At 65.8% G+C, this 14,659-nt stretch carries 13 protein-coding genes and 1 riboswitch; of the genes, 6 read left to right on the forward strand and 7 right to left on the reverse strand.

The features are described from left to right. Window position 1: 1 nt before the first annotated feature. The 3 genes from G333_RS0109905 to G333_RS0109915 all read right to left on the reverse strand — a co-directional run bounded on the left by G333_RS0109905 (window position 2) and on the right by G333_RS0109915 (window position 5,559). Window positions 2-1,816 (reverse strand): TonB-dependent receptor domain-containing protein, encoded by a 1,815-nt coding sequence (locus G333_RS0109905; protein ID WP_019628381.1) that lies wholly within the window; start codon window positions 1,814-1,816, stop codon window positions 2-4. A 140-nt stretch (window positions 1,817-1,956) separates the two neighbouring features. Continuing rightward, a riboswitch (cobalamin riboswitch) is annotated at window positions 1,957-2,203 on the reverse strand. Between the two features lie 87 nt (window positions 2,204-2,290). Then, complete coding sequence (locus tag G333_RS0109910; RefSeq protein ID WP_019628382.1) at window positions 2,291-4,189, reverse strand: hypothetical protein; 1,899 nt, start codon at window positions 4,187-4,189, stop codon at window positions 2,291-2,293. Between the two features lie 131 nt (window positions 4,190-4,320). Then, window positions 4,321-5,559 carry a cyclopropane-fatty-acyl-phospholipid synthase family protein gene (locus G333_RS0109915; protein WP_018938707.1) on the reverse strand — a complete coding sequence of 413 codons (1,239 nt, stop codon included), beginning with the start codon at window positions 5,557-5,559 and terminating at the stop codon, window positions 4,321-4,323. Between the two features lie 290 nt (window positions 5,560-5,849). Between G333_RS0109915 and fnr the strand changes: the two genes are divergently transcribed. The 3 genes from fnr (at window position 5,850) to G333_RS0109930 (ending at window position 7,697) form a co-directional block, all read left to right on the forward strand. Continuing rightward, window positions 5,850-6,581 (forward strand): fumarate/nitrate reduction transcriptional regulator Fnr, encoded by a 732-nt coding sequence (fnr, locus tag G333_RS0109920; protein WP_038034789.1) that lies wholly within the window; start codon window positions 5,850-5,852, stop codon window positions 6,579-6,581. Further along, the gene (locus tag G333_RS0109925; RefSeq protein WP_019628383.1) at window positions 6,574-7,056 is read left to right on the forward strand and encodes a DUF2390 domain-containing protein; all 483 of its coding nucleotides are present in this window, start codon (window positions 6,574-6,576) and stop codon (window positions 7,054-7,056) included. Before fnr ends, G333_RS0109925 begins: the two co-directional genes overlap by 8 nt. Before the next feature lie 71 nt (window positions 7,057-7,127). Beyond that, complete coding sequence (locus G333_RS0109930; RefSeq protein WP_018146028.1) at window positions 7,128-7,697, forward strand: DUF2058 domain-containing protein; 570 nt, start codon at window positions 7,128-7,130, stop codon at window positions 7,695-7,697. 33 nt (window positions 7,698-7,730) lie between these two features. On the opposite strand, the gene G333_RS0109935 is transcribed toward G333_RS0109930, so the two are convergent. The 4 genes from G333_RS0109935 to apbC form a co-directional block, all read right to left on the reverse strand. Next, entirely contained in the window at window positions 7,731-7,949 is a 219-nt protein-coding gene (locus G333_RS0109935; protein ID WP_026287977.1) for a hypothetical protein, read from the reverse strand. 95 nt (window positions 7,950-8,044) lie between these two features. Beyond that, window positions 8,045-8,950, reverse strand: coding sequence for a carbamate kinase (locus G333_RS0109940; RefSeq protein ID WP_019628384.1), 906 nt, complete (start codon window positions 8,948-8,950; stop codon window positions 8,045-8,047). Window positions 8,951-8,981: 31 nt separating this feature from the next. Further along, window positions 8,982-9,548, reverse strand: coding sequence for a dCTP deaminase (gene dcd / locus G333_RS0109945; RefSeq protein ID WP_018146031.1), 567 nt, complete (start codon window positions 9,546-9,548; stop codon window positions 8,982-8,984). A gap of 27 nt (window positions 9,549-9,575) precedes the next feature. Then, window positions 9,576-10,667, reverse strand: a complete 1,092-nt coding sequence (apbC, locus tag G333_RS0109950) for an iron-sulfur cluster carrier protein ApbC (RefSeq protein ID WP_018146032.1) — start codon at window positions 10,665-10,667, stop codon at window positions 9,576-9,578. 454 nt (window positions 10,668-11,121) lie between these two features. On the opposite strand from apbC, the gene metG reads away from it, so the two are divergent. From metG to G333_RS0109965, 3 genes are all read left to right on the forward strand, one after another. Beyond that, window positions 11,122-13,161 (forward strand): methionine--tRNA ligase, encoded by a 2,040-nt coding sequence (gene metG, locus G333_RS0109955; RefSeq protein ID WP_019628385.1) that lies wholly within the window; start codon window positions 11,122-11,124, stop codon window positions 13,159-13,161. 101 nt (window positions 13,162-13,262) lie between these two features. Beyond that, entirely contained in the window at window positions 13,263-13,883 is a 621-nt protein-coding gene (gene mtnB, locus G333_RS0109960; protein ID WP_019628386.1) for a methylthioribulose 1-phosphate dehydratase, read from the forward strand. Then, complete coding sequence (locus G333_RS0109965; RefSeq protein ID WP_019628387.1) at window positions 13,883-14,590, forward strand: hypothetical protein; 708 nt, start codon at window positions 13,883-13,885, stop codon at window positions 14,588-14,590. Before mtnB ends, G333_RS0109965 begins: the two co-directional genes overlap by 1 nt. The last annotated feature ends 69 nt before the right edge of the window (window positions 14,591-14,659 follow it).

Consider the following 14,659-nt stretch of genomic DNA (forward strand, 5'->3'; position numbering starts at 1 on the left):
ATCACCTCTGCTGATAGCGCAGTTTCACGAATGCGGCACGCCCCGGCTGGTTGTAGCCGAGCGCCGTCTCGTAGTCCTTGTCGAACACGTTCTGGACCGAAGCCTGAAGCTGCCATTCCGGATGGATCTGATAGCTCGCGCGCAGGTTCAGCAACCCGTAACCCGACAGGCGTACATCATTATCCTGATCGTCGAATGCCCGGCTCTTGGCGATCACCGAGCCGCCAACCGAGAAACGATCAAGCTGCCGATCCAGATCGAACCGCGCCGTCACTGGCGAGCGCCGTCGAAGTTCATTGCCCGTCTCACGGTCTTCGGCATCCATCAACGTCAGCGAAGCGCGGGAGACCCAGCGCGTACTCGCGTAACCCGCTTCCAGCTCGACACCCTGAACGCGCGCTTCATCGATATTTTCAGCCCGGAATGCAACCGGATCAAAACCGATCATCTGGTCCAGTTCGGTGCGGAAAATGGCGGCATCGGCATAGTAGGCCCCTTGCGTGTAGCGCGCCCCGACTTCGAAGGTCCGCGAATTCTCCGGCTCCAGGTCGGTGTTACCAAATCCGGGGAAATAGAGGTCGTTGAAGGTCGGTGCCTTGAACGCAGTGCCGTAGGACGCCCGCAGACGGAGCGGGTCGGTCATCTGATAACCCCAGGCCACCTGCCCGGTAACCTTGTCACCAAATTGTTCGTTGTCGTCGTAGCGCAGGCTGCCTTCCAGGTCATGCCGACCGAGGTCCACATGAATCACGGAGTACGCACCGACGTTGTACCGCGAATCTTCGTCGTAGTCGGTTGTACTTTCTACCCGGTCCTCGTACGCGTCGATGCCGGTAATTAAATAAACGTTATCCGCAATTTCGATATCGTTGCGCCAGTCGACCAGATCGCGCCGCGTATCGAACTGGGAAAAGAATTCACCCTCAAGAAAGTTATCCGATTCGTCACGACTGTGCCCAACAGCGAGCTCGGTATCCCAGCGCTGCGTCACGGGAATCCTTACGCCACCGCGAAGTGCGGCATGCACGAAGTCGGATTCATCCGGAGAGAAGATCGAGCCGCTGTCGAACTCCGTCGTTCCTTCCGAATACAGGATGTTTCCGAAGAATTCGACGCCGTTATCCAGACGGTGCGACACCTTGGTCGCCAACGAGGTGTTGTCGTAACCATCACGGTCGTCGTCACCGACACCGTCCTGCACGTTGATGCCGTCGGTCTCGAAGTGGCTGACCGAGAAACTGTAGTTCGTGTTATCGGTGCCGCCCGCTACGCCAACCCCCGCTTCCCGCGTATTGAAGCTGCCGCCTCCCACAAACGCGTTGACTTTCGGAGGCCCCTTGCGGCCTTCTCGGGTGAAGGTCTGCACCACACCACCAATCGCATCGGAACCGTAGATGCTGGTACGTGGCCCACGCACGATCTCCACACGCTCAATCGCCTCTGGCGGCAGAAACTGCCAGCTGGCGCCACCACTAGTGGCGGACCCCATGCGCACGCCGTCAATCAGAAGCAGCGTGTGGTCGGAGCTTGTCCCGCGGGTGTAGACGGAGCTGGTCTTGCCGAAGGCGCTGTTTTGGGAGGTCTCGATCCCGGCCCGCCCTTCCAGCAGGTCGGTGAACTGCTGGGGCTGCAGGCGTTCGATCTCTTCGCGGTCGATGATGGTCACCGAAGCGAGCGTCTCGTCCACTGTCTGGGCGATGCGCGAGGCGGTGACCTGGACGGTCTCCAGCGTCTGGGCTTCGTCGGTATTCGGTGTGTCCCCCAGGGCGGGACTGGTGGCCAGCAGGATGGCCGCGGAAAGTGCTGTGCGTTTCATTGTGTAGAGTCTCCCGGCGAGCCGCCCGCACGCCGTTGATTCGTCGGGATCGCGCAGACAGGGGGAGACAGACACGAGGGGGATCGGCCAGGACCGGCGAACGGCCCGGCACGATCATCCGCCTCGCATGCCCGCCGCATGCCGCGCGATCATTCCCTGGCCGGTCTCCGGGCTGACGAGCGTCCGGTGCGGCGCCTTCCCGAACATCATGTTCAGTGGCACTGGCCGCGACCATCAGAAACCGACGGACGGTCTCTCGCTCGATCACCGTTGCGGGGGCAGCGTCGGACTCGTCCCGAGGCCTTGCAGCCCGCCGGAGACTCACCGATCTTCCCGTTTAACCCGCCAAGCCAGGCCTGGTCGGGCACCGAGGAACGCAGCGAACCCTACACAGTTGGGTGCAAAATTACCAGCCTCCAACCCACCCACCAGGCGCTCTCGCATGACGCTGGCAGGCTCGCGTGTCGCCGCCGATCAGCGGCGGCGCCGTTCCTCCGCGTACAGGTAGCGGGTCCCGCGCTTGAGCAGCAGACCCCAAGCCTTGTCCTGCAGCATGGCGTCGAACTCGGGCGAGCGCTCGGCACGCAGCGCCACCGGGTGCGACTCGTCCCCGGTATGGGTCGCCAGCATCTCCAGGCGCTCGCTATTGGCCCCATAGTGGCTGACCAGAAAATCGCGCATGGAGTCACTCAGTGGCAGGTTGTAGATGCGCGTGAGGCGCAGCGCCAGCCACTCGGCCATGCGCCCGAGATCCTGCCGGACCTTGCGCACCATCGCCGAGCCCAGGCCTGCCTTGGCATCCGCGCTCATGCCCACGTAGAGCCCGCCCAGATAGGCCGCGGGGTTGGCATAGATCGCGCGCTGGATACTGGGATTCGTAAGATCCACCAGCGGCTCCATGATCAAGGCGAGCTGGATCCCGATCCGCTTGGCGGTCTCCGTATCCAGCGCCGAGCCACCAAAGTAAAACAGGTCACCCTCGCGCTCGATCTTGAGTTCCTTGAGGAAAGAGCAGAAGTGGCTGGCCAGTTTCAGCTTCTGGTCGTCGGTCAGTTCGATCAGCTCCTCGCTCACCCGGATGCCGCGCACGCTGCGTTTGAACCAGCGCTTCTCGCCCCGCTTCTCCACCTGCGCCCGACGCAGGGCCTCCCAGCGTTCTACCGCGTTGGTGTACCGGCTTTGCGACTGCATCAGGTGGTCGCGCGCCTCGCGCAGGTCCTCGACTCGGCGCAGCGCAAGACCGAGGAGCTGCCCATCCGCGGAATTTTCCGGAGGTTCGAGATCCTCCAGTCGCTGCAGCGCCTCCAGCACCTGACGACCCAGACTGACGATCGGCTCGCGCAGGGCCTGTGGATCCAGGCCCGACGCCTCGTGCTGGGATAGCAGGATGCCGAGGGAGCGCAGGCGGCTGACCACCCCGGCCTGAGCCACACGGAAGCGGTTGCCCTGGGATTCGAGGCGGTCCAGGGCCGCCCCGAGCTGCCAGCCCCCCGACCATTCGAAGCTCAACCGCTTGATCTGACGTCCGTTTACCAGCTCGAAGGCCAACACGAAGATCGCTTGTACGTCGTCGAGGGTGCAGCGCGCCAGGTCATCGGCGTCCGCGGCGGAGAACAGTCGATCCAGGAACTGATCCACCCGGCGCACACCGTCCTCCTGGGTTGGCGCCACGCCCCGCAGGCGGTCGCGCAGGAGGTCCGCAACCTCCGGCGCCTCGTGATGCAGCTTCTCCAGGGCCGCGAGCCGGGAGTCCTCGGTCGCATCCACCAGATCCGCGACGCGCGAGCGCAGCCCCAGGCGACGATAAATCTCGATCTGCTCCGCGGCGGCCGCCAGGCTGGCATCGCCAGTCATCTCGCGCACCGCGACCGCCACGGCCTCGGGGGCGATATCCACTTCGTGCAGCAGGACTTGGGCTGCCTTGCGCCGGCGCATGTCCGGGGTCATCTCGCCCATCGCCAGGTCGCGGGTGACGAACAGCAGATCCGGCAGCAAGTCGATGGTGTTGCGCAGCTGATCGCGCGAGCGCTCCTGGCGCTTGCCCCGTGTGGCATCCGCGACGAAGCGCGCGACCAGGCCGATGACCCCGAACAGCAGGGTGTAAACGGCAAAGAAGATGAAGTTCTGTGCCGGGGCAGCGTGCCCGAAACCGAGGAAGTAGCCGCCCTGCATCGCCAGGAACGTGACCGGCCCGGCAGCCCACAGCAACTGGAGAAAGTTCAGCGACCAGGGTACGCGCCGTGCGGTGGCAGCCACCTCGGTAATGCGGCTGCGCCCGGCCGCCTCGATCAGGACGTGCTCCTGTGACGGTCCGCCGGCCTGCGGGCTTTCCTGGCCCTGTGCCTCCCTGCGTTTACGAAAGCGACCGAACACGCGCACCTGCTCCGGAATGGGTGGTTACCGCCGGCATGGCCGCAACGCTCCCCTTAGTGTAGGGAAACCGTGTTCGGTTCGCGCGCGCCGGGCGATACTCGCGCGAGCGGCCCGGCGCGTCCGATGCGCCCTCAGGCGGCGTCGCTGCGCTGTGCCCGGGCCTTCCCGGGCGGTGTGGAGATCACTTCGGGGGCATCGTCCCGATAGAGGTAATCGCGGGTCAGCGGCACCGCATCCTGCTGCTTGGCCATCTGCACGTGGAACACCACCTGATCCCACCAGCGGAAGGTGCCCTCGCAACTGGCCAGGTAGAACTCCCACATGCGGCAGAAACGCTCATCGAAGCGTTCGACGGCCTCGGCCCGCACCGTCTGGAAGCGGCGATACCACTCGGCCAGCGTCTCGGCGTAATGCAGGCGCCAGAACTCGATATCGGTGGTGCACAGCGGCGTGGGCTCCAGCGCGCCCATCACCTCGGACAGGGCCGGCGTATACCCGCCCGGAAAGATGTACTTGCTCAGCCAGGGGTTGGAGGTACCCGGTGGTTCCTGCCGCCCGATGGTGTGCAGCACCGCGATGCCTTCCGGCTTCAGCAGATCATGTACGCGCCGGAAGAACGTCTCGTAGTTGGGCGTGCCCACATGCTCGAACATGCCGACGCTGACAATGCGGTCGTACTGGTCGTCGTGTTCGCGGTAGTCCTGATAGAGAAACCGCACTCGATCCTCGAGCCCCCGACGCTTGGCCTCGTCACGGGCAACCCGCAGCTGCTCCTTCGACAGCGTCACGCCGTCTACCTGCACGTCGGCATGCTCGGCGAGATGGAAGGCCAGACCGCCCCAGCCGCAACCGATGTCGAGCACGCGCATCCCCGGCTCCAGCATCAGCTTCTTGCGCAGCATTGCGCACTTGGCCTGCTGCGCCTCTTCCAGCGTCATGTCCGGGCGCTCGAAATAGGCGCAGCTGTAGAACATGCCCTCGTCCAGGAACTGACGATAAAGCCACTCATCGACGTCGTAGTGATGGGCGATGTTCTGGTAGCAGCGCGCCACCTTGTTGCCCTGCTCGATCAGGGCCCGCAGCATGCGCACTGCAGGGTTGACCCGCTGCTTGAACATCGGCGCGAAGTTGCGCATGGCCACGTCGAGGAACACCTGCAGGCCCTCGGGGCCGGGCGACCACAGGCCGTCCATGTAGGTCTCGCCCAGCTGGAAGCCCGGGTCGCGCCCAATCTTGCGCAACGCCGCCTTGTCATGCACCTGCATGGTGACTTCCGGCGCGCCGTTCCCGAAACGCTGCTCACGGCCATCCGGATGCCGCAGCACGAAGGTCCCGTAGCGTATGTATTGCTCCAGTAACCGCTCGATCATCGCTACCCCTGTCCTTGTTCTGGCAGTCGGGTCTCTCAGCCCCCACGCGTAATGCCGACCCTGACCACGCCGCAGACTTTAGACTCAGTCTAATTACCGATGGCCCGCATTGTCCACGCAGCCGTCGGAGGGAGGGGACCCCGAGTCATCTCGGGGCGCGACCCCCTGACCGACGGCAAAACCTTCTGTAATCGCCTACAACTCTTGGGGACAGTACCGCATTCCCGCCCCCGATGGCATACCCCGAAAATCGCTTTCCCCAACGTCGAAAAAACGGCTACCCTGCACCCATGACGCTACGACCCACTCAAGCCTGCCAGCACTGCACCCTCCGCCAGCTCTGCCTGCCTATGGGCCTGCCCCAGGATGAACTCTGGCAACTCGACCAAATCGTCCAGCAACGCCGGCCGATCGCCAAGGGTGCGCCCCTGTTCACCATGGGGACCAAGTTCGAAGCGCTGTACGCGGTCCGCACCGGGGCACTGAAAACGGTGCTGATCTCCGATGACGGGACCGAACAGATCACCGGCTTCGCGCTGGCCGGCGACCTCCTGGGGCTGGACGCGATCCACTCCGGCAAGCATCCGGTCAGTGCCATTGCGCTGGAGTCCACCAGCGTCTGCGCCGTGCCCTACGGGCATGTCGACGACCTCGCCGGCCGCCTGCCAACCTTCCGCCAGCACATGATGAGCGTGATGAGCCAGGAACTGGCCCAGGACGAAAGCCTGCACGCGTTGCTCGGCCAACGTACCGCGGAGCAGCGTCTGGCGACCTTCCTTATCGCCCTGTCGGAGCGTCATCGCGCCCGCGGCCTGTCCCCCGAACGGTTCTACCTGCCCATGTCCCGGGCAGACATCGCCAACCACCTGGGCCTGACCCAGGAAACCATCAGCCGGCTGTTTACTCAGCTGCGCAACCAGGGCGTAATCAACCTGCACACCCGGGACCTGGAGATCCTCCAGCCCGACGGCCTGCGCAACACGGCCGGGGTCACCTTCACCTCCGCCGCGAGCAGTGCCTGAAGCCGGCGACACTCCGGAGCCGGCCACGGACTTCGACGCCTTCTGGGCATTCGCCGACGCACTGTGGGTCGATCCCACCGCTCGCGAACGTCTGATGCGCTGGCAGGACGAATTTGGCGTGGACGTGATGCTGGCGTTGTTTGCCCTGTGGTACCCGCAGCCCCTCGGACCCTCGCAATGGCGCGTACTGCGGCAAACGGCCCGGCGCTGGCAGTCATCCTCCACCGAACGCCTCCGCGCACTGCGCCGGCGGCTCCACACCCCCGAGCGCAACGCGCTTTACCGCGCGGTGCTGGCACTGGAACTTCAAAGCGAGCGGCTCGCCGGCCTGCAACTGCTCGCGGAGGCCCGGCGCGTGGCGCCGCAGACCACCCCCGCATTCGCCATCGACCGCCAGCGCCGATTGCACACCCTGTTCCCCGATCTGTCGGACGCCGAGATCCGCGACGGATTGCGCGAGTTCATGGCCGCCTGAACAGCACGTGCTGCACGCAAGGCCGCATTCCGGCTATGCTCCCCGCACATTGACCGAACACGGCAGGATTCATGTCGGATGATCTGCGCAGCCAGCTCCTGAAAACGGGGCTGGTCGACGAAAAACAGGTTCGCCAGGCCAAGTCGCAAAAGCACAAGGCCCAGAAGGGGAACGCAAAGAAGAAGAAGGACCGCAACACGGGTCCGGACCCGGGCGTGGCCGAAGCGCGCAAGGCGGAGCAGGCCGAGCGTTCGCGACAGAAGAACCGCGAACAACAGGAGCGCGCCGAGCGCCGGGCCCGTCACGCGCAGATCCGCGAACTGGTCAGCACCCACCTGGCGCCGATTCCCACCGGCGATGCCGCGCTGGATTATCACTTTCAGCAGGGCGGGCAGATCCGCCACCTCCCGGTGACCGCCGACCTGCAAAAGCGCCTGGCCGACGGCCGCGCCGCGCTTGCCGGCCTGGATGTGCGCCCGGAAAAGGGGTTCCGGGTCATCCCGCGCGAGACCGCCGACCGCATCCGCGAGCGCGACCCGGAATGGCCACTGGTCATCCCCGCCGAGGACGAAACCGGATCGGAACCTGCCCCGGACGACCCATACAAGGACTACGTCGTACCCGACGACCTCATGTGGTGACCGCAGGGGAATCCCCGCAGGCCAGCGATCCAATCAGTCGGTTGCGCGCTTCACGTCCGCGGCGGGCATGCCGCTTTGCTGCGGGCGCCGCGCCTCGTCACTGGACATGTCCTGCGGCGTGATGCCGCCCTGCTCCAGGCCCTGGGCGGGGCCGGCCGACTCCTCCGGCTCGCCGCTGCCGCAGCCTAGCGCCAGCAGACCCACGGCCGTCAGACCGATCACCAGGGGGGCGGCTCGCTGAATCTCTCGCATCATCTTCACTCTTGATCCATGTGTACTCGAAGCCTGCAAACTCTGCGGCGGGCGCGCAACATCGAGTGTAACAGGCAGGGGTTCCGGCAAGGGCTTCAGGCGGCGCCCACCGGCAGGATCCGGGTCCCCGCCTGTCCGGCCAGGATAGCCGCGGCGTCCTCCAGCGAACCGATCCCGACCCGAATGCCGCCCTGGGCAGCGCGCCGTGCAGCCTCCATCTTCGGCCCCATGGAACCGCCCGGGTACGCTGCCGGCTCCACGGCCGTAACCAGAAGCGCCTTCAGGCGCCGGGCGTCCGGCGTGCCCCAGTCCATGTAGACGCCGTCGACATCGGTCAACATCAACAGCCAGTCCGCCCCGACATGCGCGGCCAGGCGCGCGGCCGTCAGGTCCTTGTCCACCACGGCCTCGATGCCGTATAGACGCCCGTCGCCGTCACGCGCGACCGGTACGCCGCCGCCCCCGGCACAGATCGCCACCGACCCGCCATCCACGAGACTGCGGACGGCCTCCATACCCAGCAGGCGTTGCGGCTCCGGCGACGCCACCACCCGCCGCCAGCCCTCGCCGTCTGGTGCCACGTCCCAGCCGCGCTCGTCGGCCAGCGCGCGGGCGCGGGCCGCGTCCCAGGTCGGGCCAATGAACTTTTCCGGGTGGTCGAAGGCGGGGTCGTTCGGGTCGACCTCGGTCTGGGTGAGCAGACTCGCCACCCGGTCATGGCCCAGCGCGTTATGCAGCTCCCGCGCCAGGATGTAGCCGATCATGCCGTGGCTCTCGGCCCCGACCACATCCAGCGGCCAGGCGATGCGATCGCATTCCGCCTGATTGGCGAGCAACCCCACCTGCGGCCCGTTGCCGTGGGTGACGACCACCTCGTGCTCGCACGCCACGGCCGCGATGGCTGCCGCCGCACGCTGGGCGTTGTGCTGCTGGGCCTCGGCCGAGGGGGTCTCGCCGCGTTGCAGCAGGGCGTTACCGCCCAGCGCGATCACGATACGCATGGCGGGCCTACTCCGTACTTGAAGGGTTGGGTCAGGTGCGCGGGAGCGTGACGCCGCGCTGGCCCTGGTATTTGCCACCGCGGTCCTTGTAGGAGGTCTCGCAGACCTCGTCGGACTGCAGGAACAGCATCTGCGCCACGCCCTCGTTGGCGTAGATCTTGGCGGGCAGCGGCGTGGTGTTGGAGAACTCCAGCGTCACGTGGCCCTCCCACTCGGGCTCCAGTGGGGTCACGTTCACGATGATGCCGCAGCGCGCGTAGGTCGACTTGCCCAGACAGATGGTCAGCACATCGCGCGGGATGCGGAAGTACTCGACCGTATGCGCCAGGGCAAAGGAGTTCGGCGGGATAATGCAGCAGTCCGACTGCACGTCCACGAAACTGCCCTCGTCGAAGCCCTTGGGGTCGACAATGCTGGAGTTGATGTTGGTGAAGATCTTGAAGTGATCGGAGCAGCGCACGTCATAGCCGTAGCTCGAGGTCCCGTAGGACACGATCCGCTGCTCGTCGCGGTAGCGGATCTGGCCGGGCTCGAAGGGCTCGATCATGCCCTTCGTCTCGGCCATCTCCCGAATCCAGCGGTCCGCCTTGATGCTCATTGGCCCTGTCCCTGGTGGCGCACCGGATCAGTTGTCCTGGATCACGATGTTGGGGAATTTGCTGCTGTAGTCCTTGGACTGCTCGGCCAGCTTGGCACCCGTGCGCCGTGCGATCTCGCGGTAGATCTCCGTGATGCGGCCCTCCGGGTCGGCGACCACGGTGGGTTCGCCACCGTCCGCCTGCTCGCGGATGCGGATGTCCAGCGGCAGGGCACCCAGCAGATCCACGCCGTATTCCTCCGCCATGCCCTCGGCGCCGCCCTGGCCGAAGATGTATTCCTCGTGGCCGCACTTCGAGCAGATGTGGATGCTCATGTTCTCGATGATGCCGAGCACCGGCACCTCGACCTTCTCGAACATGCGCAGGCCCTTGCGCGCATCCAGCAACGCGATGTCCTGCGGCGTGGTCACGATCACCGAACCGGAGACCGGGATCTTCTGCGACAGGGTGAGCTGGATGTCACCGGTGCCCGGCGGCAGGTCGATGATCAGGTAGTCCAGCTCCTTCCAGTTGGTCTCGTTCAGGAGCTGCTCCAGCGCCTGGGTAACCATCGGGCCACGCCAGATCATTGGCGTGTCCTCGTCGATCAGGAAACCAATGGACATCGCCTGCACGCCGTGGCGCTCCAGCGGCTCCATGCTCTTGCCGTCCTTGGATTCCGGCTTGTCCTTGATCCCCAGCATGCGCGGCTGGCTGGGGCCATAGATGTCGGCATCCAGGATACCGACCTGCGCGCCCTCGGCGACCAGGGCCAGCGCCAGGTTGACCGCGGTCGTGGACTTGCCCACCCCGCCCTTGCCGGAAGCCACGGCGATGATGTTCTTGATCCCCGCCATTGGCTTCAGGCTCTTCTGCACCGCGTGGGTCGTGACCTTCGTGCTGATGGTGACCTCGGAGGACTCGAGCCCGGCCACACCCGCCAGTGCGCCCTGGATGGCGGCGCGCAGCTCGTCGTGGTACCCAGCAGCGGAATACCCCATCTGGATATCGATCGCGGCACGGGCACCGTCCACGCGGATGTCCCGGACCTCGCCGGCGGCGACCAGGTCCTGCTCGAGGTACTTGTCCTGAACGGTCTTCAGGGCGTTTTCGATCTGCTCTCGCGCGAGTTCGGCCATGGGTACGTGGCATCCGATGTTGGGAGTGATCGCGCGATTCTACTGGCCTCGGTGCACCACGCCAATGGCACCACGAGCCACCCGTCCTTTCCGTAGCCCCCCAGGCGCGAATCAAGGCAGGTGTCAAGGCCCTTGCGACGGTTTTATGCACAAAGGACCTGAAGATAGGGAACATCGGCCAAGATAGGCGAACAAGCATCTAAGTCGCTGCACCATTGTTCTGCAAAATACTGTTTTCCCGGCCTTCTTATGTGTTGGTCGTTTTTTAACCAATTTGTCATGCGGCCTTGTGTGGCAAGGCCTGGCGACCGATTCCACCGGGTTGCCCACAGAGTTATCCACAACTTCTGTGGACAACATGCCGAAGCCCTTGGCACGCCTCGACAACCCGCGAGCCAAACCCGACAATAGCGCCCCTGCACCCGCGCCCGGTGCCACCCAAACGAGCCAAGCAATGACCGATACCCCGCGCAAGATCCTCGTCACCAGCGCCCTGCCCTACGCCAACGGCCCGATCCACCTGGGCCACCTGGTGGAATACATCCAGACCGATATCTGGGTGCGGTTCCAGCGTTCGCGCGGTCACGAGGTCATCTATGTCTGCGCGGACGACGCCCACGGCACGCCGATCATGCTCAAGGCGCGCGCCGAGGGCATTGAGCCGGAAGAACTGATCGCCCGCGTGCGCCAGGAACACGAGGCCGACTTCGCCGAATTCCGCATCGGGTTCGACCACTACCACTCCACCCATTCGGACGAGAACCGCGAGCTGGCCGGGCAGATCTACACCGCGCTGCGCGATGCCGGACATATCGAGACCCGCACCATCGACCAGGCCTATGACCCCGAGGCCGGGATGTTCCTGCCCGATCGCTTCATCAAGGGCACCTGCCCCAAATGCGGCGCCGCGGAACAGTACGGCGATTCCTGCGAGGCCTGCGGCGCGACCTACAGCCCGCTGGACCTGAAGGACCCGGTCTCCGCGATCAGCGGTGCGCGCCCGGAGTCGCGCGCCTCCGAGCACTACTTCTTCAAGCTCGGCGACTTCGAGGCCTTCCTGCGCGAATGGACCCGCTCCGGACGCCTTCAGGACGCGATCCGCAACAAGCTGGACGAGTGGTTCGACACCGGTCTCAGCGACTGGGACATCTCCCGCGACAAACCCTACTTCGGCTTCGAGATCCCCGATGCGCCGGGCAAGTACTTCTACGTCTGGCTCGACGCACCGATCGGCTATATGGCGAGCTTTCGCGCCTACGCCGCGCAGCAGGGGCTGGACTTCGACGCCTGGTGGGGGGCGGACTCCGACGCCGAGCTGTATCACTTCATCGGCAAGGACATCGCCTACTTCCACACCCTGTTCTGGCCGGCCATGCTGCACGGTGCGGGCTATCGCACCCCCTCGGCGGTGTTCTGCCACGGCTTCCTGACCGTCAATGGTCAGAAGATGTCCAAGTCGCGCGGGACCTTCATCCGCGCCCGCGATTACCTGGACCACCTGAACCCGGAGTCCCTGCGTTACTACCTGGCCGCCAAACTGGGCGACAGCGTCGACGACCTGGACCTGAATTTCGACGACTTCGTGCAGCGGGTGAACTCGGACCTGGTCGGCAAGGTGGTCAACATCGCCAGCCGTTGCGCCGGCTTCATCAACAAGCGCTCCAACGGCGAACTGGCCGCGGAACTCCCGCGCCCGGACCTGCACGAGGCCTTCGTTGCCGAGGGCGAGGCGATCGCCGAGGCGTTCGAGAAGCGCGAATTCGCCCAGGCGATGCGCCGCATCATGGCCCTGGCCGACCAGGCCAACCAGTACATCGACGAGGCCCAGCCCTGGGTCCTGGCGAAGCAGGAGGGCCGCGAGGCCGAGGTCCAGGCGATCAACACCCAGGGGCTGGACCTGTTCCGGATCCTGATCGTCTATCTCGCCCCGGTGCTGCCGAAGCTCGCCGCCGACGCCGCCGCTTTCCTGAACCTGGAAGACACCCGCTGGGCCAGCCGCGAGCCGCTGATCGGACGCAGCATCCAGAAGTTCAAGCCGCTGATGACCCGCATCGAAGCGGAGACCATCGACAAGCTGCTGGAGGCGTCGAAGGCCACCCTGGCCGCGACCGAGGCATCCAGCGCCACCGACAACGCCGCCCCGGAGGCGACCGTGGATCCGATCGCCGCGACCATCGACTTCGACACCTTCGCCCAGGTGGATCTGCGCATCGCGCGCATCGCCAACGCCGAACACGTCGAGGGCGCGGACAAGCTGCTGAAGCTGACCCTGGACATCGGCGATGAGACGCGCCAGGTATTCGCCGGCATCAAGTCCGCCTACGCGCCGGAGGACTTGATCGGTCAGCATACCGTGATGGTCGCCAACCTGGCCCCGCGCAAGATGCGCTTCGGCGTCTCCGAGGGCATGGTGCTGGCCGCCGGCCCGGGCGGCTCGGAGCTGTACATCCTGAATCCGGATGACGGCGCCCGGCCCGGCATGCGCGTCAAGTAGTGCTCGCCCCCGGCGGCGCGATTTACGCAGAACACCCGCGGCCCATGGATTTGCGCCCGTTGCTCGCGTAAGCTGCCGCTCTTTTCTCGGTCCCCGGACGCATGGAACAAAGCCCCGAATTCAAAGCACAGGTCCGCCTGCTGGCCGACGCCGGACGCGAGCTCGCGGAACACGGCTGGCTCCCCGCGCGCACCGGGCACTTCTCCGCGCGCCTGGATGACCAGCACATTGTCATTACCGCTCCCGGGCGCGGCAAGGATCTGCTGGATGCGCACGACTTCATGGTCGTCGATCTGGAAGGCCACCTGATCTCCGGCAGCGGAGACCCCGGCCCCGAGACCTTCCTGCACATCATCATGTACCGCCACGACCCCAAGCTGGGGGCCGTGCTGCACACGCACAGCGTCCACGGCACGGTGCTTTCGCGCCAGGTCGCCGGGACGCTGCTGCTGCGCGACTACGAGGCCCTGCGCGAACTCCCGGGTTGCGAACACCCCTCGCGCGGCCTCCAGATCCCGGTGTTTGCCAATCACCCGGACATGCAGCAGTTGGCCGCCCAGGTCGACGCCGCCATGACGCGCCATCCGGAGCTTGCCGGGTATCTGATCAACGGGCACGGCCTCTACACCTGGGGTCAGACCGTAGAACTGGCGATGCAGCGAACCGAAGCCTTCGAGTTCATGTTCGAATGCGAGACGCTGGCCCGCCAGCTCGTCGTGTAATGGCCGCCTCTGCCGCGCATTCGGCGCCTCAGGCCATCATCCTGGCCTTCGAAGGGATCCTTGCCCCATCCGGCGTGCTGCGCGAGACGCTGGAGCCACATGCCCAGGAGGCGCTGCCCGGCTTCCTCGAGCGTCACGCGGAGTCCACCGCGGTACAGCGCACCCTGGCGGATATCCTCGCCTACTCCGGGCGCGAGCTGGACGCGGATGGCCTGCTCGCCCAGATCCGCGCCTGGATTCGCGGCGGCCAGGACATTACCCCGGTGCGCCAACTGCAGGGCATGGTCTGGGCGGACGCGCTGGAGGCCGGCGCGCTGCAGCCGCAACTGGACGCGGCCACAGCCGAAGCCCTGGTGCGCCTGCACGCGGCCGGCGTCGCCCTCTACAGTTTCGGCGCAACCCCGGCCCCGGTGCAGCGCGACTGGCTGCGCCACAGCCCGCACCCGGAAGTGGAAGAGTGCCTGGACGGGCTGTTCGATACCCGGATCGGGGGCCGGCGGGATGCCGGCAGTTACCGCCGTCTGGCGGAAGAGATCGGCCGCACGCCCGAGACGGTGCTGGTCCTGTCCGCGCGTGGCGACGAGCTCGATTGCGCGCACCAGGCCTGGCTAATGACCGCCCGGCCCGAGGCCGACCCGAATGCGCAGGACGCGCATCCGGTACGGCCCTTAACCTCGCTCATGCCCGCGGGCGCGCAGGGCAGCTAGTCTCTTACTCAGGACCGCTGACAAGAAGGCTGTCCGCCGCACACCTGGAAGCCGCCCAAAGACGGGGTC

The organism is Thioalkalivibrio sp. AKL10 (genome assembly GCF_000381845.1).
GTDB classification, from domain to species: domain Bacteria; phylum Pseudomonadota; class Gammaproteobacteria; order Ectothiorhodospirales; family Ectothiorhodospiraceae; genus Thioalkalivibrio; species Thioalkalivibrio versutus.

Bases quoted from the DNA above. Each gene is read 5' to 3' on its own strand.
- G333_RS0109905 (WP_019628381.1), bottom strand. From the start codon at position 1,816: ATGAAACGCACAGCACTTTCCGCGGCCATCCTGCTGGCCACCAGTCCC.
- G333_RS0109915 (WP_018938707.1), bottom strand. From the start codon at position 5,559: ATGATCGAGCGGTTACTGGAGCAATACATACGCTACGGGACCTTCGTG.
- fnr (WP_038034789.1), top strand. From the start codon at position 5,850: ATGACGCTACGACCCACTCAAGCCTGCCAGCACTGCACCCTCCGCCAG.
- G333_RS0109930 (WP_018146028.1), top strand. From the start codon at position 7,128: ATGTCGGATGATCTGCGCAGCCAGCTCCTGAAAACGGGGCTGGTCGAC.
- G333_RS0109935 (WP_026287977.1), bottom strand. From the start codon at position 7,949: ATGCGAGAGATTCAGCGAGCCGCCCCCCTGGTGATCGGTCTGACGGCC.
- G333_RS0109940 (WP_019628384.1), bottom strand. From the start codon at position 8,950: ATGCGTATCGTGATCGCGCTGGGCGGTAACGCCCTGCTGCAACGCGGC.
- dcd (WP_018146031.1), bottom strand. From the start codon at position 9,548: ATGAGCATCAAGGCGGACCGCTGGATTCGGGAGATGGCCGAGACGAAG.
- apbC (WP_018146032.1), bottom strand. From the start codon at position 10,667: ATGGCCGAACTCGCGCGAGAGCAGATCGAAAACGCCCTGAAGACCGTT.
- metG (WP_019628385.1), top strand. From the start codon at position 11,122: ATGACCGATACCCCGCGCAAGATCCTCGTCACCAGCGCCCTGCCCTAC.
- mtnB (WP_019628386.1), top strand. From the start codon at position 13,263: ATGGAACAAAGCCCCGAATTCAAAGCACAGGTCCGCCTGCTGGCCGAC.
- G333_RS0109965 (WP_019628387.1), top strand. From the start codon at position 13,883: ATGGCCGCCTCTGCCGCGCATTCGGCGCCTCAGGCCATCATCCTGGCC.